Source organism: Synechococcus sp. CCAP 1479/10 (assembly GCF_019038515.1).
Taxonomy (GTDB): domain Bacteria; phylum Cyanobacteriota; class Cyanobacteriia; order PCC-6307; family Cyanobiaceae; genus Cyanobium.
This window is the reverse complement of the sequence record NZ_JAFKRJ010000022.1, coordinates 64,984-86,823: the sequence shown is the minus strand read 5'-3', so window position 1 is coordinate 86,823 and position 21,840 is coordinate 64,984. Positions and strand designations below refer to the sequence as shown.

23 protein-coding genes and 1 tRNA gene are annotated in these 21,840 nt (G+C 70.9%); 13 read left to right on the top strand and 11 right to left on the bottom strand.

The window, feature by feature from the left end; all coding sequences use genetic code 11:
• Positions 1-38 precede the first annotated feature (38 nt).
• Positions 39-112 (bottom strand) — tRNA-Arg (locus tag KUG39_RS06345).
• A 115-nt stretch (positions 113-227) separates the two neighbouring features.
• Between KUG39_RS06345 and KUG39_RS06340 the strand changes: the two genes are divergently transcribed.
• Genes KUG39_RS06340 through KUG39_RS06330 form a run of 3 tightly spaced genes read left to right on the top strand, consistent with a single transcriptional unit; the run spans position 228 to position 1,065 of the window.
• Positions 228-467 carry a 2TM domain-containing protein gene (locus KUG39_RS06340; RefSeq protein WP_190611229.1) on the top strand — a complete coding sequence of 80 codons (240 nt, stop codon included), beginning with the start codon at positions 228-230 and terminating at the stop codon, positions 465-467.
• Complete coding sequence (locus tag KUG39_RS06335; RefSeq protein ID WP_015109641.1) at positions 464-751, top strand: DUF3181 family protein; 288 nt, start codon at positions 464-466, stop codon at positions 749-751. Before KUG39_RS06340 ends, KUG39_RS06335 begins: the two co-directional genes overlap by 4 nt.
• A gap of 56 nt (positions 752-807) precedes the next feature.
• Positions 808-1,065, top strand: coding sequence for a hypothetical protein (locus tag KUG39_RS06330; protein WP_015109642.1), 258 nt, complete (start codon positions 808-810; stop codon positions 1,063-1,065).
• Here the strand turns inward: KUG39_RS06330 and murJ are convergent.
• Positions 1,062-2,666 carry a murein biosynthesis integral membrane protein MurJ gene (gene murJ, locus KUG39_RS06325; RefSeq protein WP_216913648.1) on the bottom strand — a complete coding sequence of 535 codons (1,605 nt, stop codon included), beginning with the start codon at positions 2,664-2,666 and terminating at the stop codon, positions 1,062-1,064. The two genes, KUG39_RS06330 and murJ, sit on opposite strands and share 4 nt — an antisense overlap.
• Positions 2,667-2,732: 66 nt before the next feature.
• On the opposite strand from murJ, the gene sfsA reads away from it, so the two are divergent.
• A complete protein-coding gene (gene sfsA, locus KUG39_RS06320) occupies positions 2,733-3,491 on the top strand; it encodes a DNA/RNA nuclease SfsA (protein ID WP_216913646.1) in 759 nt (252 codons plus the stop codon).
• Here the strand turns inward: sfsA and KUG39_RS06315 are convergent.
• Positions 3,479-3,673 (bottom strand): DUF4278 domain-containing protein, encoded by a 195-nt coding sequence (locus tag KUG39_RS06315; RefSeq protein ID WP_216913644.1) that lies wholly within the window; start codon positions 3,671-3,673, stop codon positions 3,479-3,481. The genes sfsA and KUG39_RS06315 overlap by 13 nt on opposite strands.
• A gap of 263 nt (positions 3,674-3,936) precedes the next feature.
• Here KUG39_RS06315 and KUG39_RS06310 point away from each other — a divergent pair, with 263 nt between their 5' ends.
• From KUG39_RS06310 to KUG39_RS06300, 3 genes are all read left to right on the top strand, one after another.
• Positions 3,937-5,406, top strand: a complete 1,470-nt coding sequence (locus KUG39_RS06310) for an ammonium transporter (protein ID WP_190611226.1) — start codon at positions 3,937-3,939, stop codon at positions 5,404-5,406.
• Positions 5,407-5,510: 104 nt separating this feature from the next.
• The gene (locus KUG39_RS06305) at positions 5,511-6,719 is read left to right on the top strand and encodes a 4-hydroxy-3-methylbut-2-enyl diphosphate reductase (RefSeq protein WP_094584406.1); all 1,209 of its coding nucleotides are present in this window, start codon (positions 5,511-5,513) and stop codon (positions 6,717-6,719) included.
• A 121-nt stretch (positions 6,720-6,840) separates the two neighbouring features.
• Positions 6,841-7,518: a DUF1997 domain-containing protein gene (locus KUG39_RS06300; protein WP_198960055.1), complete on the top strand. Its 678-nt coding sequence runs from the start codon at positions 6,841-6,843 to the stop codon at positions 7,516-7,518.
• Positions 7,519-7,557: 39 nt separating this feature from the next.
• On the opposite strand, the gene KUG39_RS06295 is transcribed toward KUG39_RS06300, so the two are convergent.
• Together KUG39_RS06295 and purH are read right to left on the bottom strand one after the other, a co-directional pair.
• Entirely contained in the window at positions 7,558-8,034 is a 477-nt protein-coding gene (locus KUG39_RS06295; protein WP_216913663.1) for a DUF4079 domain-containing protein, read from the bottom strand.
• Between the two features lie 71 nt (positions 8,035-8,105).
• Positions 8,106-9,650 (bottom strand): bifunctional phosphoribosylaminoimidazolecarboxamide formyltransferase/IMP cyclohydrolase, encoded by a 1,545-nt coding sequence (purH, locus tag KUG39_RS06290; RefSeq protein WP_216913642.1) that lies wholly within the window; start codon positions 9,648-9,650, stop codon positions 8,106-8,108.
• Between the two features lie 56 nt (positions 9,651-9,706).
• Here purH and KUG39_RS06285 point away from each other — a divergent pair, with 56 nt between their 5' ends.
• Positions 9,707-10,384: an alpha/beta hydrolase gene (locus KUG39_RS06285; protein WP_216913640.1), complete on the top strand. Its 678-nt coding sequence runs from the start codon at positions 9,707-9,709 to the stop codon at positions 10,382-10,384.
• A gap of 21 nt (positions 10,385-10,405) precedes the next feature.
• Here KUG39_RS06285 and KUG39_RS06280 read toward each other — a convergent pair whose 3' ends face one another.
• Positions 10,406-10,777, bottom strand: a complete 372-nt coding sequence (locus KUG39_RS06280; RefSeq protein WP_015109652.1) for a DUF3155 domain-containing protein — start codon at positions 10,775-10,777, stop codon at positions 10,406-10,408.
• 404 nt (positions 10,778-11,181) lie between these two features.
• Here KUG39_RS06280 and KUG39_RS06275 point away from each other — a divergent pair, with 404 nt between their 5' ends.
• Complete coding sequence (locus KUG39_RS06275) at positions 11,182-12,306, top strand: sensor histidine kinase (RefSeq protein WP_216913638.1); 1,125 nt, start codon at positions 11,182-11,184, stop codon at positions 12,304-12,306.
• Here KUG39_RS06275 and KUG39_RS06270 read toward each other — a convergent pair.
• Entirely contained in the window at positions 12,272-13,042 is a 771-nt protein-coding gene (locus KUG39_RS06270) for an adenosylcobinamide-GDP ribazoletransferase (protein WP_190611215.1), read from the bottom strand. The two genes, KUG39_RS06275 and KUG39_RS06270, sit on opposite strands and share 35 nt — an antisense overlap.
• 98 nt (positions 13,043-13,140) lie before the next feature.
• On the opposite strand from KUG39_RS06270, the gene tgt reads away from it, so the two are divergent.
• Positions 13,141-14,262 carry a tRNA guanosine(34) transglycosylase Tgt gene (gene tgt / locus KUG39_RS06265; protein WP_216913661.1) on the top strand — a complete coding sequence of 374 codons (1,122 nt, stop codon included), beginning with the start codon at positions 13,141-13,143 and terminating at the stop codon, positions 14,260-14,262.
• A gap of 32 nt (positions 14,263-14,294) precedes the next feature.
• A complete protein-coding gene (locus tag KUG39_RS06260; RefSeq protein ID WP_015109656.1) occupies positions 14,295-14,453 on the top strand; it encodes a photosystem II reaction center protein K in 159 nt (52 codons plus the stop codon).
• 27 nt (positions 14,454-14,480) lie between these two features.
• Here the strand turns inward: KUG39_RS06260 and KUG39_RS06255 are convergent, their stop codons facing one another.
• On the bottom strand, positions 14,481-15,209 hold the full coding sequence (locus KUG39_RS06255; RefSeq protein ID WP_190611213.1) for a WecB/TagA/CpsF family glycosyltransferase: 729 nt from the start codon (positions 15,207-15,209) through the stop codon (positions 14,481-14,483).
• A 79-nt stretch (positions 15,210-15,288) separates the two neighbouring features.
• On the opposite strand from KUG39_RS06255, the gene KUG39_RS06250 reads away from it, so the two are divergent.
• On the top strand, positions 15,289-18,543 hold the full coding sequence (locus KUG39_RS06250) for a glycoside hydrolase family 15 protein (RefSeq protein WP_216913636.1): 3,255 nt from the start codon (positions 15,289-15,291) through the stop codon (positions 18,541-18,543).
• Here the strand turns inward: KUG39_RS06250 and KUG39_RS06245 are convergent.
• The 3 genes from KUG39_RS06245 to KUG39_RS06235 are packed head-to-tail and all read right to left on the bottom strand — an operon-like array spanning position 18,540 to position 21,118.
• Positions 18,540-19,532, bottom strand: coding sequence for a Gfo/Idh/MocA family protein (locus KUG39_RS06245; RefSeq protein ID WP_094584398.1), 993 nt, complete (start codon positions 19,530-19,532; stop codon positions 18,540-18,542). The two genes, KUG39_RS06250 and KUG39_RS06245, sit on opposite strands and share 4 nt — an antisense overlap.
• Positions 19,533-19,567: 35 nt before the next feature.
• The gene (locus tag KUG39_RS06240) at positions 19,568-20,842 is read right to left on the bottom strand and encodes a hemolysin family protein (RefSeq protein WP_094584397.1); all 1,275 of its coding nucleotides are present in this window, start codon (positions 20,840-20,842) and stop codon (positions 19,568-19,570) included.
• A gap of 42 nt (positions 20,843-20,884) precedes the next feature.
• Positions 20,885-21,118, bottom strand: coding sequence for a hypothetical protein (locus KUG39_RS06235; RefSeq protein ID WP_216913634.1), 234 nt, complete (start codon positions 21,116-21,118; stop codon positions 20,885-20,887).
• Between the two features lie 55 nt (positions 21,119-21,173).
• On the opposite strand from KUG39_RS06235, the gene KUG39_RS06230 reads away from it, so the two are divergent.
• Positions 21,174-21,839, top strand: a complete 666-nt coding sequence (locus tag KUG39_RS06230) for a Fe2+-dependent dioxygenase (RefSeq protein ID WP_190611209.1) — start codon at positions 21,174-21,176, stop codon at positions 21,837-21,839.
• Position 21,840 lies beyond the last annotated feature (1 nt).

Sequence of the window (21,840 nt, the reverse complement as noted above, 5' to 3'; positions counted from 1 at the left end):
CACAAAAAAACCGCCCCGAAGGGCGGTGTGGGAAGAAACGCGCCTGGAGAGATTCGAACTCCCGACCCTCTGATCCGTAGTCAGATGCTCTAATCCGCTGAGCTACAAGCGCCTGCCCCGACATTCTCACCCCACGGGGTGCCGATCCGTCAACAACGCCCCCGCCGCCCCCGGCCCGATAGGGTCCGCAGCAGAGCCCAACCACCGCCTGCGGCGGTCTTCCCCCCATGCCGATCCGCTGGTACGGCCCCGCCGATCCCGACGATCCCACCTATCGGCACTTCGAGCGGATCGTGAACCTCACCCTCCATGCCGCCCTGTTCGCCGCCGTCAACAGCGGCCTCTGGTTCGTCCAGGGCCTGCGCCACCCCTGGTCCCACCTGGGCTGGCTGACGATCGGCTGGGCCGCCGTGCTGCTGGTCCATGGCAGCGTGGTGGTGCTGCAACGCCCCGAACCCCAGCCATGACGCTTGCCGCCGCCGATCTCGAGGAACTGACCCGGGCGATCGCCGACCGGCTGTACGTGCAGGTGGCCGGCTGGCACCTCTACCTGGGCGATGCGGGCCTGGCCCAGATCCTGGCGATCGAATGCGCCGCCCGGCTCGACCAGGGCGCCGAGGTCTGCGCCCGCCAGGCCCTGGAGGCGGTGCAGGTGCCGATCGGCGGCGGGGCGACGCGCCTGCCCCTGGCCCGGCTGGTACCCGCCGGCCAGCTGCGTGATCTGGAAGACGTGCTGCAACCCTTTTGCTGAAGCCTGCGGCCGGACGGCCGTTCTACGGATAGGGTGACGCCCCACGCAGGCTGGTCGTGCTGGTCATCGAAGTCACCAATGCCCGTGACGTGGTCCGCCAGCGCATCGGCCGACTCGGCGGGCGTCTGATCGGCAAGGTGGTGGATGCGGAGGCCCAGGTGGAGAAGGCCCTGATCCAGGAACTGGAGAGTGCCTTCCGGGACTTCGGCATCGAGGCCCGCATCTTCTCCATCGACGGCCCCCAGATGATCGGCCGCTCCCATCTGGAGATTCCCGTGCAGGTGAGAGAGGAGCGCCAGGTGCGGCTCCCCTAGGCCCGGCGGCGCACCATCCGCAGCAGCTGGCCCGCCTCGGGCACGCCGGCGAGGCTCGCCAGCAGTCCGTAGAGGCCCACCGCCAGGCCGGCGCAGATCGTGTTCTGGAGCAGCAGCCCCACCAGGCCCGGAGGCCAGGCCACCGCCAGCGACAGCCACCAGCAGGCCCCCCCGCCGGCCAGGGCGGCCAGCAGCAGCTTGCCGCTGTCGGCGGCCCAGAGCCGCAGGGGCAGGCCCCCCAGCCGGCGGCTCAGGGCCAGCAGCAGGCCGGCGCAGGTGATCAGGTTCACCGCCACGGTGGCCAGCACCAGGCCGGCGGCGCCGGCGTTGAGCATGGGCAGCTGGAGGCCCCAGGCCGGGGTGGGGCCGCCGGTGAAGGCCCAGCAGAACACCGCGTTGAGGCCGATGCCGCCCAGGGACCAGCGGAAGGGGGTGTTGCCGTCGCCGAGGGCATAGAAGACGCGCACCAGCACGTCGCGGCCCAGGTAGGCCGGCATGCCGATCCCGTAGGCCATCAGCAGCTGGCCCACCAGGTCGGCGGCGGTGTGATCGAAGGCGCCGCGCTGGTAGATGAGGGCCACGATCGGCACTGCCAGGGCCACCATCAGTGCCCCCAGGGGCAGCATGGTGGCGTTGGAGAGCATCAGGCCCTGGCGGATGCGCGTGACCAGCTCGGGCCGGTCCTCCGGTGCCGTCAGCCGGGCATAGACGGGCAGCAGCGGCACCAGCAGGACATTGGAGAGCAGGCCCAGGGGCGTCTGCACCAGCAGGTTGGCGTAGCCCAGGCCCGCCGCCGCCGCCGGCATCCCCGAGGCGAAGAACAGCGACACGAAGACGTTGATCTGGAGCATGCCGGAGGACAGGGTGGCCGGCCCCATCACCTGCAGCACCTCCCGCACCCCCGGATCGCGCCAGTCCCAGACCAGCTGCAGCCGGTTGAGGCCCTCCTTGGCCAGGGCCGGCAGCTGGATCAGCCACTGCAGGATCGCCCCCACCGTGGTGCTGGCGGCCAGCACCACGCCGCCGATCACCGCCGTGGCGGGCAGGGTGATGGTGCTGCCCAGCTGCCACCAGAGCAGGCCGATGCCGCCGATGACAGCGACGCTGGAGAGCAGGGGACTCACCGAGGGCAGCCAGAAGACGTCGGCGGCGTTGAGGGCCCCGAAGCCGAGGCCGATCAGGCCGGCGAACAGGGCCATCGGCGCCATCCAGCGCAGCTGCAGCACGGCCAGGGCGTGGCGTTCCGGGTCGAGGCCGGGACCCACCAGGTCGATGAGCGGATCGGCGGCCACCAGCAGCAGCAGGGTGACGACGATCAGCCCCGCCCCCACCAGGGTGTTGATGCTGGCCAGCACGTGGGCGCCCTCATGGCGCGGCCGCCGGGCCAGCACGCTCACCATGGCGCTGTGGAAGGGCCCGTTGATGCCGCCGAGCAGGATCAGCAGGAACCCCGGCAGCACGTAGGCGTAGTTGTAGGCGTCATAGGCCGCGCCCACGCCGAAGGCGGCGGCGATCACCTGCTGGCGCAGCAGGCCGGCCACCTTGCTGAGGGCCGTGGCCGCCCCCACGATCAGGGCAATCCGGCGCAGGGATCGGGCCATGGCGGCGGGGCACTGCCCATCGGAACGCACGGCAGTATGGCCCTCCCCCTTCGGGCAGCCGACCCCATGGCCCCAGCGACCATTGCCGTGCCCGTGCTGTCCACCGGCCCCCTGGAGGAGGGGGTGCTGCTGAAGCGCTACAAGCGCTTCCTGGCCGACGTGCAGCTGGACGATGGCCGGACGGTGACGGCCCACTGCCCCAACACCGGGCCGATGACCGGGGTGCTGCTGCCGGGAGGACGGGTGCGCCTGCGCCACGACCCCTCACCCAGCCGCAAGCTGGCCTGGACCTGGGAGCAGGCGCAGGTCGGCGGCCATGGCGGCGAGCCGGTCTGGGTGGGGGTCAACACGGCCCTGCCCAACCGGCTGGTGCGGGCCACGATCGAGGCGGGTTGCCTGGAGCCCTGGCTGGGCCCCATCGGCAGCATCCGCGCCGAGGTGCCCTACGGCGAGGGGCGCCGCAGCCGGATCGACCTGCTGCTGACACCCGCCGAAGGCGCCGCCGATCCCCGTGCGATCTATGTGGAGGTGAAGAACACGACCTGGAGCGACGGCGATCTGGCCCTGTTCCCGGACACGGTCACCGAACGGGGCCAGAAGCACCTGGTGGAGCTCACGGCCCTGGTGCCCGGGACCCGGGCGGTGCTGGTGCCGTGCCTGAGCCGCGGCGACGTGACGCGCTTCGCGCCGGGCGACAGCGCCGACCCCCGCTACGGGGAACTGTTCAGGGCCGCTGCAGCGGCCGGGGTGGAGGTGCTCCCCTGCCGCTACAGCTTCGATGGGGCGTCCGTGACGTGGCTGGGCCTGGCCGCTCAGGCCTGGTGATGGTGGTAGTGGGTGCCGCGGTAAATGAGGTCAAGGGCCCCATCCACCGGGGACGGCTCGTGCCGCAGCGGCGCGTCGTAGTGATGACCGCGATAGACGTGGTCGATCGGGGCGGGGGAGGGAGACGCGTCGTGGGAGTGGTCGTAGGGGAGACCGCGATAGCAGAGGGCGGAACGGGCCATGGCGACAAAGGCAGAGATGGGGAGGCCAGGAAGACTTCCCTGATGCATGTCTAGCGCCTCTGCACTGTCCATGCTGAACATTCCCGAAAACTCTTTGCATCTCTTCAGGGCGGAGCCCCGGGCCGCCGGGCCGGGCCGCACGGTGGCCTGGGGCTCATTTGGTAGCGAATCAGACATTGGAACGGGTGCCCGTCATGGATAGTCGGAGCTTGTTGATGCCTACTCCGGCGTCAGAAGTCGAACGTTCACTTCACCACGTTCCCATGATCGATTCAAGTCACCCGCACAAGGTTCGACCGCCGAGAAGCCTCAGCGAGGCCAGCCTGCGTGAGGCCCCGGCCCTGTTAATGCGCAAGGTTCGTGGTCTCTCCTCACGGGCAGGCCTCACCTGGTTCGCCTGTGTGCCTCTGGCCCTGTTCATCCTGGGCGTGTTCAACCTCTCGGCCCACGCGGCCGAACTTCCCGAGCTCACCCCCGGCTTCCTGATCAACAACCTCTGGCTGGCCATCGCGGCCTTCCTGGTGATCTTCATGAACGCCGGCTTCGCCATGGTGGAGGCTGGCCTCTGCCGCCAGAAGAACGCCGTCAACATCCTGGCCAAGAACCTGATCGTCTTCGCCCTGGCGGTGTCGGCCTACTGGTTCATCGGCTACAAGATCATGTACAACGCCGACTGGGTGATCCCAGGGGTGTTCAAATTCGGCGGCCTGTTCTTCGATCCCACCGTCACCCCCGAGATGGTGACCGAAGCCAAGCTCGTCCCGAGCGTCGACTTCCTCTTCCAGGCCGCTTTCGCCGGCACGGCCGCCACGATCGTTTCCGGCCTCGTGGCGGAGCGCATCAAGTTCAAGGAGTTCGTGATCTTCTCCCTGATCCTGGTCGGCATCATCTACCCGATCGCCGGCTCCTGGACCTGGAACTTTCCCGATGACGCCGGCCTGGGTGGTGGCTGGCTCAGCACCCTTGGCTTCAAGGACTTCGCAGGATCCACCGTGGTCCACTCCGTCGGTGCCTGGGCCGGCGTGGTCGGGGCCATGATCCTCGGCCCCCGCATCGGCAAGTACGTCGATTCCAAGCCCCAGGCCATCCCCGGCCACAGCCTTGCCCTGGCCACCCTGGGTGCCCTGATCCTCTGGCTCGGCTGGTACGGCTTCAACCCCGGTTCCGTCCTGGCTATGAACGAGACGGTTCCTTACATCGCCGTCACCACCACCCTCGGCGCCGCCGGCGGTGGCATCGCCGGCACCCTGATCTCCCAGATCCACTCCGGCAAGCCCGACCTCACGATGACCATCAACGGCATCCTGGCCGGCCTGGTCGGGGTCACCGCCGGCTGCGACGGCTTCCCGATGTGGGCCGCCTGGGTCGTGGGCTTCATCGGCGGTGCCATCGTCGTCTACGCCGTCAGCTTCATTGATTCGATCGGCATCGACGATCCCGTGGGTGCCTTCTCGGTCCACGGTGTCGGCGGTATCTGGGCCACCCTGGCCGTGGGCCTCTTCAACAAGGACGCCGGCCTGCTTCTCGGCAAGGGCTTCAACCAGCTGGGCATCCAGTTCCTGGGCGTCTTCGCCTACGCCATCTTCACGGTCGTCACCGCCTGGATCCTCTGGAGCGTCCTCGGCGCTCTCACCGGAGGCATCCGCGTGGAGGAGAAGGAGGAGCTGGTCGGTCTCGACATCAGCGAGCACGGCATGGAGGCCTATCCCGACTTCGTCGCTTCCTCGAACTGATTCTCGGAGCCTGCTCCCTTCACCGACCGCGGCTCCGGCCGCGGTTTTTTTTCGCCCGTCCCACCGCCGACCCCCATAGAGTCGGCACAACCCGGTACCTGCCTGTGGACACCCGTGCCTTCAAGCGCTCCCTGCACCACTCGGATCGCTACAACCGCCGCGGCTTCGGCCTGGGCGACGAGGTCGCGGGCAGCCTGGAGCAGGCCTACCAGAGCAACCTGATCGCCAGCCTGCGGGAGAACGGCCACGTCCTGCAGCGCGGGCGTCTCAAGATCCGCCTGGCGGAGGCCTTCGGCTTCTGCTGGGGGGTGGAGCGGGCGGTGGCCATGGCCTACGAAACCCGCCGCCACTACCCCAGCGAGCGGATCTGGATCACCAACGAGATCATCCACAACCCCTCGGTCAACGCCCATCTGCGCCAGATGGACGTCCGCTTCATCCCGGTCGACGACGACGTCAAGGACTTCTCCGAGGTGGGCACCGGGGACGTGGTGATCCTGCCCGCCTTCGGCGCCACCGTGCAGGAGATGCAGCTGCTCAACGAACGGGGCTGCCACATCGTCGACACCACCTGTCCCTGGGTCTCGAAGGTGTGGAACACCGTCGAGAAGCACAAGAAGCACGCCTTCACCTCGATCATCCACGGCAAGGTGAAGCACGAGGAGACCCTGGCCACGAGTTCCTTCGCCGGCACCTACCTGGTGGTGCTCGACCTGGCCGAGGCCCGCATGGTCAGCGACTTCATCCTCGAGCGGGGCCAGGGGGCCACCGACCGTGAGGCCTTCATGAGCCATTTCGCCAATGCCTGCTCCCCCGGCTTCGATCCCGACCGGGACCTGGTGCGGGTCGGCGTCGCCAACCAGACCACCATGCTCAAGAGCGAGACCGAGGAGATCGGCCGCCTGTTCGAGCGCACCATGCTGCAGCGCTACGGCCCCGCCGAGCTCGACGAGCACTTCCTGGCCTTCAACACCATCTGCGACGCCACCCAGGAGCGCCAGGACGCCATGTTCGCCCTGGTGGACGAGCCCCTCGACCTGATGGTGGTCATCGGCGGCTACAACTCCTCCAACACCACCCACCTGCAGGAGATCGCCGTCAGCCGCGGCATCCGCTCTTTCCACATCGACACCCCCGAGCGGATCGGACCGGGCAACCGCATCGAGCACAAGCCCCTGGGGGGCGAGCTGGAGACCCTGGAGCCCTTCCTGCCGGAGGGGCCGGTGCGGGTGGGCATCACCTCCGGCGCCTCCACCCCCGACCGGGTCGTGGAGGACGTGATCGAGCGCCTGGTGGGTCTCAGCGAGGAGTGAACCACCACCCGGTGGCTTTACATTCACGAAAGGTTTTCCTCCCTCCAGGGCCGCCCGGGAGATCAGAACCCCCGTCCTTTCTGGCCGTTCCCCTCTGACCCACCGCACGCCCCAGACCACGATGGCGGCAGGTTCCTCCCTGCAACAGGATCCCGACGACGCCGGGGCCACCGCGAGCGAACCCCTGCGCGACAGGACGGACCCTGCCATCCGCCGCTACGCCAGCACCTTCGCCGATCTGATGGAGATGCGGGCGCCGGCCGCCGTGGTGGGCTCCTACCTCGACCGCCATGAGGGCTGGTTCCGTCGCTGCGCCGCCCCGATGACGGTGGAGCCCATCGGCAGCCAGGGGTATGTGCTGACCCTGGGCCGCTTCGGCAACTTCGGCTTCGAGGTGGAGCCCACCATCGGCCTGGAGCTGCTGCCCCAGGCCGCCGGGATCTACCGCATCGTCACCGTGCCCCTGCCCCACTCCGACGCGGCCCTGCGGGGGCTCTACGACGTCGAATTCGCCGCCTCCCTGTGCCTCGACGAGGCCAGCGGCTCCGAGGTGTCCCACGAGGAGGTGGATGGGGTGATGCTCCACACCCTGGTGCGCTGGCAGCTCGACCTGGCCGTGTGGCTGCGGCTGCCCGGCATGCTCTCCCTGCTGCCCGAACACCTGGTCCAGAGCAGCGGCGATCACCTGCTGCGTCAGATCGTGCGGCAGATCTCCCGCCGGCTCACCTGGAAGGTCCAGGAGGATTTCCACGCCAGCCACGGGATCCCCTGCCCGCCGCGGCGCCGGGCCCAGTTCTGACCCCCCTCCCTCAGGGGGCGGTGCTGAGGGGGCGGGGGCTCAGGGAGCGGGAGCGGTGAGGATCTTGTTGACGATCTGCATGCCGCTGACGGCCTGCCACAGGAACAGGGTCATCAGGGTCATGTTGAGGCCCACGTGCACCTTGCGGGCGATCAGGTTGCCGGCCTGCATCAACGGCGAGAGGGCCGCCGCCAGGGCGATCAGGGACACCATCGCCAGCGCCACCAGCAGGTGGGGACCGACGAACAGCTTGCCGTTGTTGATGTAGGTGACGGCCATGCCACCGACGAAGCCGAGTACGAGGACGGCCAGCACGAGGCTGCCCATGAGGTAATGGCGCTTGGCGAATTGCCCCTTGATGAGCTCCTTGCGATCCTCGGCCGTGGCCGTGCGGGTCTTCTTGGCCTTGATGCCCAGGAACATCGCGTAGGCGGCGAGGCCCAGCAGCACCCACATCAGCAGGGGGTGGGCGAAGTTGAGGGCGAAGGCGATCGAAGCGGGAAGGGCGGCGAACATGACGCGTTGGAACTCCACCGGGCCAGGGCGGCCGGCTGCGAGTGCACCGAAGTTACAACTTCTCCGTGCCCTCAGTGCAGAAAGTGACGACGGCCGGTGATCACCATCACCATGCCGTTGGCGTTGCAGGCGGCGATCGAATCCGGGTCGCGCTTGCTGCCGCCGGGCTGGATCACCGCCCGGATGCCGTGCTCCGCCGCCAGCAGCACCGTGTCATCGAAGGGGAAGAAGCCGTCGCTGGCCAGCACGGCCCCCCGGGCGGCTGGGCCGGCCGCCTCGAGGGCCAGCCGGGCCGAGCCCACCCGGTTCATCTGGCCCGCCCCGACGCCGAGGGTGCGGCCATCGCGGGCCACCAGGATGGCGTTGGAGCGCACATGGCGCACCACCTGCCAGGCGAAGCGCAGATCCTGCCATTCCTGGGCGCTGGGCTGGCGCTCGCTCACCACCTGCCAGGCATCGGGATCGGCGGGGCCGTCGTCCGCCTGCTGGGCCAGCACCCCTCCGAGCACGCTGCGCAGTTGCAGGGCTCCGGCGGCCCCCGCCACGGCGCCGGGATCGAGCTCCAGCAGGCGCAGGTTGGTCTTCGCCGCCAGGCGCTGGCGGGCCTCCTCGGAGAACGACGGCGCCACGACGCATTCCAGGAACAGCCCCGCCAGGTGATCGGCGGCCGCCCGGTCCACCGGGCCGTTGAGGGCGACGATGCCCCCGAAGGCGGAGACCCGGTCGGCATCCAGGGCCCGCAGCAGGGCCTCGGCGGTATCGGCGCCGATGGCGACGCCGCAGGGGTTGGTGTGCTTGATCACCACCGCCGCCGGCTCGGCGCCGGCGCCGTAGCCGAAGGCCGCCACCGTGGTGAGGGCCGCCTCCAGGTCGATCAGGTTGTTGTAGCTGAGTTCCTTGCCCTGGAGCTGGCGGGCCGCCCCCCAGCCCACGCCGGCCTCGCCGAACCAGCGGGCGCCCTGGTGGGGGTTCTCGCCGTAACGGAGCACCTGCCGCAGGGGCAGCTCCAGCCGCAGGGGTTGGCCCGGTTCATCGGCGAGGCGGCCATCGATCCAGGTGGCGATGGCGGCGTCGTAGGCGGCGGTGTGGGCGAAGGCCGCCAAGGCGAGCCGGCGCCGCAGGCTCCCGTCGACCTGGCCGGCCGCCAGGGCCTCCAGGAAGGCCGGGTACTGGTCGGGATCGGTGAGCACCGCCACGTCGGCGTGGTTCTTGGCGGCGGCGCGCACCATCGCCGGGCCACCGATGTCGATGGTCTCGATGGCCGTCTCCCAGCTCACGGCGGGGTCGGCCACGGTGGCGCGGAAGGGATAGAGGTTGACCACCACCACATCGATGGTGGTGATCCCCTGGGCGTCCAGGTCGGCGCGGTGGGCGGGATCGTCCCGGCGGGCCAGGATGCCGCCGTGGATGCGGGGATGGAGGGTCTTGACCCGGCCGCCGAGGATCTCAGGGGCGCCGGTGTGCTCCGCCACCTTCGTCACCGGCAGGCCGGCGGCGGCCAGGGCCGCGGCGGTGCCGCCGCTGGAGAGCAACGCGTAGCCCTGAGCCAGCAGCCCCTCCGCCAGCGGCACCAGGCCCCGCTTGTCGGACACACTCAGAAGGGCCGTGGCAGCCATGACGGCGGAAAGGGCGGAGGAGGAGCCAACCTACGCAGCAACAGCCGAACGTCACCGTGCCCACGGATCCCCTCGCCGAACTGCCGCCGATCGAAGACGACGCCACCGCCCTGTTCGCCGGCCCGCGCCAGGCCGAAAGACGGCTGGTGCTGCTGCACGGCTGGGGCGCCGACGCCGATGACCTGCTGGATCTGGGGGCGGTGCTCCTGGACGCCGATCCCGCCGCCATCGGCCTGAGCGTGGTCGCCCTGCGGGCGCCCCTGCCCCATCCGGCCGGCATGGGCCGCCAGTGGTACGACCTGCAGCAGCCCGAGTGGCCCCAGCTGCCCGAGGCCCGCAGGGCGCTGCGGCGGCGGCTGCTGGCCCTGGGCGCCTCGGTGCCGCTCGAGCACACCTGCCTGCTGGGCTTCTCCCAGGGGGCGGCCATGGCCATCGATGTGGCCACGGGCTGCGGCCCGGACGCCGCCGAGGCCCTGCCGCTGGCGGGACTGGTGGCCTGCAGCGGCTACCCCCATCCCGACTGGCAGCCCAGGACGCCACGCACGGGCATCCTGCTCACCCATGGCGAGCAGGATCCGGTGGTGCCCTTTGCGGCCAGTGCGGCGCTGGAACGATCGCTCGCGGAGGCCGGTGGCTCGGTGCGGCGGATCACCTTTCCAGGCGGCCACAGCATCGATCCAGAGCTGATCGCCCCGGTGCGGGAGTTCCTGGTCAGGGGCTGGGAAGCACGCTGACCAGGAGCCGCGAAGCCGGAATCAGACGAAGGCGTACTCGTACTCCTCCATCTCCTCCCAGTCGTCGGAGGCGAGGGCTTCGAGGCCCTCGAAGAGCACCTCTTCGCCGATGCTGTCGACGATCAGGCGCAGGGACGGGAACAGGAAGTGGTTCTCTTCGGCGTACTGGGCGCTGAACAGGCCCTTCTCCCCCCAGAAGAAGCGGTCGGTGGTGTGCTCGTTGCGGCGCACGTTGAGGATCGCCGGAGCCGTCAGCTCCGTTTCGGCGATGTAGCGGCGGGCTGCCGTCACCGGTTTGTGGGAGCCGGTTTCGAGGTTGAAGGTCGGGACATGGGCGAGGACCCGCTGGCCTGCGAGACGACGGCGACTGATCCGCTTGCGCTTCTTGGACATGGCATGGATCCCGGTGAAGGGAGACCGAAAGGTGGAGTTGGGGGGGGGGCTGCAGACGTGCGATAGCGGCCGGAGCCGGCGACGAACGGCAGGGAGGACCGACCACCCAGGGGTGGCGGGTCCACGTCCATACGACTGTCGACCTGGGGCTGGTCGGAGAGGATCACCGTCGGTAACGCCGGCCGGCTCCCGGAGGAGGTCATGGCCGGTACAGAGGCGGTGCGCAGCTGCCTCTGCTGTAGCCTTGGTTGCGAGCAAAGCGCAACGCTGGCCGTTACGACTGCAACTTTCCGCCCGTCCGAGGACTGCGAAGTAGTGGTCGTTACCAAGATCTTAAAACTTTTTTTGCGTTTCGACACGCCTCTTCCGAAAATTTCCCGGACGGATCCGGTCCGCGGCTGGTGATGCCTGTCTCGCAACGGTTTCTGGCCCTGGTGGGGTTTCAGCTGGGCCAGTTCGTCGACTGCCCTGAGGTCCGGTCCCTGGTGGTCTACGTCACCCATCAGGGCGAAACGGGCCAGCCCAGCCTGCTGCCGGTCGGCCACTGGCCCCCCGACGAGCGGGCCCTGCCGGCGGTGGACAGCGTCAGCCGGCTGCGGGTGCCGGCCGAGCAGCGGCGCTGGCTGCCCCTGCGGGATGGCCAGCGCCTGCTCGGTGCCCTGCAGGTGGAGGCCGCCCGCAACCCCTGGCCCGAGCCGCTCGCCCAGCGGCTCCAGGCCGTGGCCCTGGCCCTCACCGAAGCCCTGCGGCTGGATCTGGAGGGCGGGGAGCTGCGGCAGCGGCTCACCGAGCGTGAGGAGCAGCTGGGACTGCTGCTGCACCAGCTGCGCAACCCGCTCACGGCCCTGCGCACCTTCGGGCAGCTGCTGCTGCGGCGCCTCGGCCCCGACCACAACGACCGCTCCCTGGTGCAGGGCCTGCTGGCCGAGGAGCGCCAGATCAACCGTTATGTGGAGGCCATCAGCGCCCTGGTCCACCCGGAAGGGCAGCTCGCCGCCCCCGCCTCCCCCCAGCCCCTGCTGCTGCCGCCCCTGCTGAGCGGACCCGAGGGCCAGCCCCTGGCCGGGCTGCTGGAACCGCTGCTGCAGCGGGCGGCCGCCACCGCGACCCTGCAGGGGCGGGAGTGGCACGGCCCCCGGACCCTGCCGGACTGGAGCGGCGACAGCGGATCGGTGGCGGAGATCCTGGCCAACCTGCTGGAGAACGCTTTCCGCTACAGCCCCCCAGGCGCCGCCGTGGGCCTGCACTGGGCCAGCGACGACGGCGGGCTCCACCTCACGGTCTGGGACGGCGGGCCGGCCATTGCCGCCGCCGAGCGGGAAACGATCTTCGGGCGGGGGGTGCGGGGAACCCGGGGCCAGGACCTGCCCGGCACCGGCCTGGGCCTGGCCCTCGGCCGTGATCTGGCCCGCAGCCTGGGCGGCGAGCTGGCGCTCGTGGTGCCGCCCCGGACCGTGGCCGAGGCTCTGCCGGCGCAGGGCAACGCCTTCCAGCTCAGCCTGCCCAGGCCGTCAGCACCGCGGCGATGAGCAGCAGGCCCAGCGATTCGCTCCACTCCACGCAGGCTCCGTAGCTGTCGCCGCTATGGCCGCCAAGGCGACGGCCCAGGACCACCGGAACCAGCAGGGCCGGCACCAGGGCCAGCGCTCCGACGGGGCCGGGCCAGGTGGCCAGGCCCGGCCAGGGCAGCAGCAGCAGGGGCGGCAGCAGCAGCAGGGCGGGCCGCAGCTCCGCCGCCAGGCCGGCCCCGTGGGCGCGATGGAAGGCGGCGCTGCCGCCGGGCCGCAGGTAGGGGAACCAGGCCATGGCGGGCAGGGGCGCCACCCGGCCGCAGACCGCGGCCCAGACCAGCGCCACCGGCGCCGCCGGCCCCAGCATCGCCAGGGCCCCGGCCCGCAGCAGCAGCACCAGCACGAGGGCCTGCACGCCGCTCGCCCCCACCCGGCTGTCGGCCATCGCCTCCAGGCAGCGGTCCCCCGCCGCCAGGCCATCGGCGCTGTCCATCACGCCGTCCATGTGCAGGCCGCCGCTCAGCCACAGCCCGAGCGCCAGCACCAGCGCCACCTGGGCCACCAGCGGCACCCGCCCCTCCAGGGCCCACCAGAGCAGCCCCTGCAGCACACCGAGAACGGCACCGATCCAGGGGGCGAAGCGGGCGATCCGCTCGAACCGGGGCGCCGGCGCCGGCCAGGCCGGCAGCACCGAATAGAAGATCCAGGCCCCGGCCAGATCCCGCAGCCACGGTGGAGCGCTCAGGCGGGGCATGGGCAGGGCAGTGGGAGCAGAGGTGCAGGTGGGGCTGGGAACCCCGGGTAGCGTCGCAGCAGCGGCGCCTAGCGTCAGCGCTGAGCCGCTGCGGCGTCATCGCCTTCGACTTCACGATCACCGCCCGCTGCCCGCGGACCCGGGCCCGCTGCGGCTGCTTCACCACCCCCCACGGCCCCGTCCACACGCCCCGGTTCATGCCGGTGGGCACCGCCGCCACCGTCAAGGGCGTCAGCACGCCCCAGCTGCGGGAGACCGGGGCCCAGATGGTGCTGGCCAACACCTTCCATCTGCATCTGCAGCCGGGGGAGCCGGTGGTGGCCGAGGCCGGCGGGCTGCATCGCTTCATGGGCTGGGACGGCCCCCTGCTGACCGACTCGGGCGGCTTCCAGGTGTTCAGCCTCGACGCCATCAACCGGATCGATGACAACGGCGTCGTGTTCCGCTCCCCCCGGGACGGCTCGCGGATCGACCTGACCCCCGAGCGCTCCATGGCCATCCAGCGGGCCCTGGGGGCCGATGTGGCCATGGCCTTCGACCAGTGCCCGCCCTATCCCGCCAGCGAAGCGGCGGTGGCCGAAGCCTGCCGGCGCACCCACCGCTGGCTGGAGCGCTGCGTCGCCTGCCACGGCGGCGGCGACCAGGCCCTGTTCGGGATCGTGCAGGGGGGCTGTTTCCCCCATCTGCGCGAAGCCTCGGCCCGGGTGGTGGCCGCGATGGACCTGCCCGGCATCGCCGTCGGGGGCGTGAGCGTGGGCGAGCCCGTTGAGGAGATGCACCGGGTGGTGCGCCAGGTGGGTCCCCTGCTGCCCCAGGAGCGTCCCCACTACCTGATGGGGGTGGGCAGCCTGCGGGAGATGGCGATCGCGGTCGCCAACGGCTTCGACCTGTTCGACTGCGTGCTGCCCACCCGGCTGGGCCGGCACGGCACCGCCCTGGTGGGGGGCGAGCGCTGGAACCTGCGCAATGCCCGCTTCCGCCACGACCACGGCCCCCTCGACCCCAGCTGCGGTTGCCTGGCCTGCCGGCACCACAGCCGCAGCTACCTGCACCACCTGTTCCGCAGCGACGAACTGCTGGGCCGCACCCTGTTGAGCCTCCACAACCTCACCACCCTGCTGCGCTTCACGACCGCCATGGCCCGGGCCATCGGCGAGGGATGTTTTTCAGAGGATTTCGCTCCCTGGGAGCCAGACTCCCCGGCCGCCCACACGTGGTAGGTTCCGGCCATTGCAACGGTTCTCCCCCAGGCATGGCTCTCTCCCTGCTGGCCAGCTACGCGCCCCATACCCTCGCCCAGCTGCCCGAGGCGTACCAGGCCTTCGGCCCCCTGGTGGACATCCTGCCGATCATTCCCCTGTTCTTCCTGCTGCTGGCCTTCGTCTGGCAGGCCTCCGTCGGCTTCCGCTGATCAGCGGCGTTCACTGAGCACCACCGTTCAGCGGCGTTCGCGCAGCACAGCCCAGGCGAAGGCCGGCAGCGAGAGCATGCGCCGCCAGCGGCTGGGCTCCTTGATCAGCCGGTAGAGCCACTCGATGTGCAGGGCCCCCATCCAGGCGGGGGCCCGCTTCTTGGCGCCGGCCCAGATGTCGAAGCTGCCGCCCACCCCCATCCAGAGGCCGCTGCGGGGTCCGGGCAGCTCCTGGATCCAGGTTTCCTGGCGCGGCACCCCCAGGGCCACCAGCACCAGATCCGGGCGGCACTGCAGCAGCTGGCGCTCGAGCCCGGGCCAGGCGTCCGCGCTCTGGTAGCCGTGGACGCTGAAGACGAGCTTCAGCCCAGGAAGGTCGTGGGCGAGGCGATCGCGCAGCTGATCCATCACCGCCGGACTCGCCCCCACCAGGGCCACCCGCCAACCGCTGGCGGCCGCATGGTCGAGCAGGCGGCGGGCCAGCTCGATCCCCGGGGCCCGGCGCACCCGGTGCGACTGGCGACCCAGGGCCCACACCACGCCGGCCCCATCGGGGATGACCATGCGGGCCGCCTCGATCGCCGCCCCCAGGGCGGGATCCGCCAGGGCCGCCATCGTCATCTCCGCATTGAGGGTGACGATCTGGCCACCGCCGGCCGCGTGCAGGGCCACGGCGTCCCGGAAGACGTCGTTGCTTACATTCACAGGAATGCCCAGGACGCGGGCACGGACCGGCGTGGTCGCGAGGGCTGCCATGGGAAGGAACGACGGCGGGGAGAATCTATGGCCTGGTTCCACGGCCGCCACCACCGGCACGCCCCGTCCTGACGCGACCATGATGAGCACGGCGAGCAATGGCGACAGGGGCGTGATCGATCCGCCAGCCCCTTCCACCGGCGAGGCGGAGGCCAGAGAGCTCCTGGAACGGCTCGACCGCGGCATCGAGCACGTCGTCCTGCGGCGCCAGCATCCGATCACGGGTCTGCTGCCCGCCAGCACCGCCAGCACCGTGCACGGCAACTACGGCGATGCCTGGGTGCGGGACTGCGTCTACTCCATCCAGTGCGTCTGGGGGCTGGCCCTGGCCCACCGTCGGCTGCAGGGACCCTGCCGCCGCAGCTTCGAACTGGAGCAGCGGGTGCTGCAGCTGATGCGGGGGCTGATGCGCTCGATGATGCGCCAGTCGGCAAAGGTGGAGCGCTTCAAGACCAGCCTCGAGCGCCTCGACGCCATCCACGCCAAGTTCGACACCGCCACGGGCGATCCGGTGGTGGACGACGACGGCTGGGGCCATCTGCAGCTCGACGCCACGGCCCTGTTCCTGCTGCAGCTCGCCCAGCTCACCCGCTCGGGCCTGGTGATCGTGCAGACCAGCCACGAACGCGATTTCCTCCAGAACCTCGTCTACTACGTGGCCCGGGCCTACCGGGTGGCCGACTACGGCATCTGGGAGCGGGGCGACAAGGGCAACCACGGCCAGCCGGAGCGCAACGCCAGCTCGATCGGCATGGTGAAGGCCGCCCTCGAGACCCTCGTGGGGCTGGATCTCTACGGCCCCCAGGGCGACGGCAGCAGCTGCCTGACCATCCCCCATGACGCCATCGTCCGGCTGCGCCGTGCCCTGCGCGGCCTGCTGCCGAGGGAATCGGCCAGCAAGGAGGTCGACAGCGCCTGCCTGTCGGTGATCGGCTACCCCGCCTGGTCCGTGGAGGATCCGGCGCTGGTGGAGCGCACCCGGGAGAAGATCCGCAGCGAGCTGGCCGGGTCCTACGGCTACAAGCGATTCCGGCGCGATGGCCACCAGACGGTGCTGGAGGACGTGACCCGGCTCCACTACGAACGGGAGGAGCTGGCCCAGTTCGAGCACATCGAATCCGAGTGGCCCCTGTTCCTGGCCTACGAGCTGATCACCGCCTGCTGCGAGGGCCGCTGGGAGGAAGCCCGCCGCTGGCGGGAGCAGCTGGCGGAGCTGAGCGTGTCGGTCGACGGGGAGGCCCTGCTGCCGGAGCTCTACCTGGTGCCGGAGCGGCTGATCGAGGCCGAGCGCCGCCAGCCCGGCAGCCAGACCCGCGTCCCCAACGAGAACGTGCCCCTGCTCTGGACCCAGAGCCTCACCTGGCTGTCGGATCTGCTGCTGCACGGCCTGATCACCGCCGAGGATCTCGACCCCTGCGGGCGCCGTCACCCCAACCCCCCGGGGGCCGAGGAGGTGCTGGTGGCCCTGGCTCCGGCCGACGACAGCATCGCCGCGGCCCTGGCGGAGGCCGGCCTGCCGGTGCGGCGGCCCTCGGACGGGACGTCCCCCCTGCGGGTGGCCAGTTCCAGCGAGCTGGCCCGGCGCCTGGCGACGGTGGGCGCCAACGGCCGCCTGGGCCTCTCGGGCCACCCGCCGGTGCGCATGGAGACCCAGGCCACCGCCCGCCTCTACCGCCACGACGGCGAACTGATCGGCTTCCTGCCGGCGGTGCTGGAGGAGGACACCTTCTACCTGGCCGACGATGCCCAGGTGCTGGTGGACACGGTGGCCACCGAGGTGCGGGTGCTGCAGCGCCACTGGCGGGGCTCCGGCGCCCCGCTGCTGCTCGTGCCGGTCGCCGCTGGCCCCTTCCGCCGCGACCCCGGCGCCTTCCTGAACCTGGGCCGCGATCTGCAGCAGGGCCAGCTGGGCTCGGTGCCGGTGCGGCTGGTGTCGCTGGAGGAGCTGGTGCCGCTCGCCAGCCTGATCGACCTGCCGCCCCAGGCGCTGGCGGCCTGCGATCTGGTGCCGGACGGCCACACCCTGCTGCCGCCCAGCGCCAGCCACCAGCCGCTCACCGCCCGCCAGGAGCAGGAGCTGGAGGACGTGCCGCTGGCCCACCTGGTGGACAGGCTCTGGGCCAGCCGCTCCCTGGAGGAGCAGGCCGAGGTGCTGGAGCTGCTGAGCCGCCGGCTCGGCCCCAATGCCCGCCTGCAGGGACCCCGCAGCGGCCCGGGGGTGCGGCTGATGGTGCTGCTGGAGGAGGTCTACCGCCGTGGCCTCGCCGACGCCGACTGGAGCGTGGTGCGCCGGGCCGCCGGGGCCATGGGCCTGGTGCACCCCCAGCTTGAGGATGCCCTCACCGACCTGCTGCTGCGCCAGAAGCAGGTGGTGGTGGGCCGCAACTACACCCGCGATTCGCTGCTCGGCCATCCGGAGGGCAGCCTGGCGATCGCGGCGATGGTGCGCCGCTTCAGCGGTGAGGACGGCCGGGAATGGATGCTGCAGCAGGAGCTGCTGCTGGCCATCGATGCCCTGGCCCGCTCCGACGTGGATCTGCTCAGCGGCAGCCTCACCCTGCAGCTGGGTCAGTTCCTGCTGCTGCTCACCGGCGAGCTGGCGGCGGAGGCCAACCTCAGCCCCAGTGAGGCCTTCGAGGCCCTCTGCGCCCTGCCGCCCCACGCCATCCGCCGCCGGCTGCGGGCCGTGCTGGCGGACGTGGAGCACGCCCGGGCCTCCCTGCAGCGCAAGGAGCAGCTGCACCTGCGCGGGCGGGTGCGCTGGGAGGTGCCCGACCCCCTGGCGGAACTGCCCAAGGACGGCAGCTGGCTGCAGCACCGCATGCGGCTCGGGGCCCTGCAGCGGGTGCCGAAGGACTTCTACCCGGGCATCTGGGACCTGCTGCACCACTGCAGGGGCCTGGTGATCGGCGACAAGCTGGAGCGCCGCAATCGCCTGGAGAGCGCCCCCCTGCTGCGCGAGAAGACGCCGGGGGAGAAGAACTTCGCGATCCTGGTAGAGCACCTGCTGAGCAAGATCGAAGCGCCGGAGTACCGCCGGCTCTGCATCGAGACCCTGCTCACCCTGATGGCCTTCGTGGCCGCCAACCCCCAGGTCCAGTTCGACGACGACCTGGCCCTGGACGTGGTGATCGGCCACGCCGTGCGGGTGGGCTGGCAGCAGCGCCATCCCGAGGTGCCGAGCGAGGCCTACGGCCGACACAAGGCGGAAGCCTGGGATCTCTTCTACCGCTCCTCCCCGGCCGACTGCCGCCGCTGGCAGCTGCTGGCCCTGCAGGAGCTGGCGGACCGGGACGCGGCCCCTGCCGCGATGATCCCGGCGGCGGGTGTCTAGATCGGGGCCTCCAGGGCCATGCAGAGGTTGGGCTGCTCGACGCACTGCTCGATCAGGTCGGCCAGCTGCAGGGCCCGGGAGGCCTGCAGGCCATCCACGGCCGGGGTCTCCCGACCGCGCACGCACTGGAGGAAGTGCTCGAGTTCGGCGTAGAGGGGTTCGATCGAGGTGGTGCTCACCTCTTCGATGAAGCCGTCGTTGCGGTAAAGCAGCTCGCCGTGGTCGGCGCTGACCGATTCATGGGAGCGCCGGTGGATGCGCAGATTGCGGTTGAGGAAATCCGTCTCCATCAGGCTGCTGCGGCAGTGGGCGCTGAGGCTGCGGATCTTGCGGTGGGCCATCTTGCTGGCCGTGAGGCTGGCCACCACGCCGTTGGCGAAGCCCAGGGTGGCGTTGACGTAGTCGATCGGGCCATCGGAGCTGCGGCCGCCGGCCGCCGCCAGCCGCACCACCGGGGAGGCGGCCAGTTCGAGCACCAGATCGATGTCGTGGATCATCAGATCGAGCACCACCGACACGTCGTTGGCCCGGTCGGCGTTGGGGCTGTGGCGCCGTGCCTCGAGCACCACCACCTCCTCGTTGGCCACCACCCGCAGCAGCTCCCGGAAAGCGGGGTTGAACCGCTCGATGTGGCCCACCTGCAGCAGGCGTCCGGCCGCCTCGGCGGCGCCGATCAGGTCGGCGGCCTCCTCCTGGGTGGCGGCGATCGGCTTCTCGATCAGCACGTGCACCCCCGCCTGCAGGCAGGCCATGCCGACCCGGTGGTGCAGCAGGGTGGGAACGGCGATGCAGACGGCCTCCACCTCGCCGAGCAGATCTTCGTAGGCGGGGAACCAGCGGCAGTCGAACTGCTCCACCGCCAGCCGGCCGCGGGCCTCGTCGGGGTCGGCGACACCCACCAGTTCGGCATCGCGGAGCAGGCTCAGCACCCGGGCGTGGTGCCAGCCCATGTTGCCGATGCCGATGACACCCACGCGCACTGGGTTCATGGCAGGGGCAGAGCAGTTGGCCGCATTATCGATGATCAGGTTCCGTCCGTGCTGGCGAGGGTGATCTGAACCCGCTCGATGCGGGGGCCGTCCATGGTGAGAACGTCGATGCGGACGCCCTGCCAGCGGAGACCCTCCCCGGGGGAAGGGATGTGCTGGAGCCGTTCCAGAACGAAGCCGGCCAGGGTGTGGTGGCCGTCCGCCTCGGGCAGCTGCAGGCCCAGCTGGCGGTTGAGCTCGACGATCTCCAGGTCCCCCGCCGCCGACCAGCTGCCGTCGACGAGGGGCAGCAGGTCCTGGGCCGTCTCCAGGGGGTTCTCGTCCTCACCGACGATCTCGCCGGTGAGGTCGGCCACGGTGACCAGCCCCTCGGTGCCGCCGTGTTCATCCACCACCACCAGCAGGGGCTGGCCGCTGCGGATCAGCGGCAGAAGATCGGCCAGGGAGGCGCTTTCCTGCACCTGGGCCACCGGCAGGATCCAGGGGGCCAGGGCCGTGTCGGGGTGCAGCTGGCCCCGGGCGATCGGCTCGGCCAGCCGCCGCAGGTCGAGCATGCCGCGCACGTCGTCGAGGGAGCTGCCGATCACCGGGAAGCGGGCGTGCTGGCTGGCATGCACCGCTTCCATCATCTGGGCGAAGGTGACATCCAGCGGCAGGGTGACCATGCCGGAGCGCGGCATCATCACCTCGCGCACCAGCGTGTCCCGCAGGGAGAACACCCCCTCGAGGATGCTGCGCTCGTCGGGCATCAGGCCGGTGACGCTGCCGCTCTCGATGAGCGTCTCCAGCTCACCGGCCGACAGCACCGGCACCAGCTCATCCCAGTTGCGCGGCAGCCCCAGCAGCCGCAGCAGGCCGCCGCTGAAGCGCTCGATCACCAGAAGCAGCGGCGCCAGGGTGCGGGTGAGGGACTCCAGCAGCGGCGCCAGCCGCAGGGCCGAGCCCTCGGGACGGTGCAGCACCCAGGCCTTGGGCACCAGACCGCCCAGGAGGGTGGCCAGCAGGGCCAGGACCAGGAAGACCCCGGCATCGATCCAGGCCTGCTCGCCCCGGCCCATCCAGCCGGCCACCTGCTCCGCCAGGCCCCGGGCCAGCCAGCCCATGGCCAGCAGCGCCAGCACCAGACCCAGCTGGGTGGCCACCAGGACGCTGCGCATCCGGTGCTGAAGCCGGGCCACGGAACGGGCGCCGGGCTCCTCCGCCTCTTCGAGCTGCTGGACGCGGCTGGGCCGCAGACGGATCAACGCAAGCTCCCCGGCAGCGAAGAAGGCCAGCAGGGCCAACAGGATCGCCAGAACCAGGAAGCGCATCGGTGGGGTGTCGTGGCTGAAGGTTAGGCCCCGCGGCCCGGCTCAGCCTTCGCCGCCTTCGCCGCCCTCGCCACCGTCGCCGTCCTTGTCGCCGTCCATAGCGCCGTCCTTGCCGGCCCCATCCGGCGCCCCGGGGGCCGGCCGTTCCTCGGCCGGGGCGCTGATGCCATTCTCGCCGCCCTCCTGGTCCTTCGCTTCGGGGGCCTGGGCGCAGCCCATCGTGGCCGTGATCAGGCCGGTGGTGACCAGGAACAGGGCGATGCTGGATCGGGCCATGGCATGCACCGTGGTGGGGTGGGGGGAGAATTGTGGCGCAGCGGACAGCCGGTGAATGCAGTTCCGTCTCGAACCCCTGCTGAGTGCCGGTCAGGTCGACGAGCTGCGGCAGGCCCTGCTGGCGGAGGACGTCCCCTGGCGGGACGGGGCCGAAACGGCCGGATGGCACGCCCGGGCCGTGAAGCGCAACCGCCAGCTGGACCCGGGGTCCTCCCTGCACCAGACCCTCGCCTCCGCCCTCAGCGACCGCCTGCTCCAGCATCCGCTGCTCCAGGCGGCGGCCCTGCCGGTGCGGCTGCACAACCTGCGCTTCAGCCGCTGCGGCGTCGGCGAGGGCTACGGCCGTCACGTCGACAATGCCTTCATGGCCGGCGGCCGCTCCGACCTCTCCTTCACCCTGTTCCTGAGCGAACCCGATCAGTACGACGGTGGCGCCCTGGTGCTGGAGGATCCGGGCGGTGAGAGCCCCCTGCGCCTGCCCGCCGGCCATGCCCTGGTGTATCCGAGCTCCCTGCTGCATCGGGTGGAGCCGGTGACGCGGGGTGAACGGCTGGTGGCCGTGGGCTGGATCCAGAGCAGGGTGCGCCGCAGCGACCGGCGCGAACTGCTGTTCGAGCTCGACACCGCCCGGCGCGCCCTCTTCCAGGAGCAGGGCAAGGACGAGATCTTCGATCTGCTCAGCCGCAGCTACGCCAACCTGCTGCGGATGTGGGGCGAGTGAG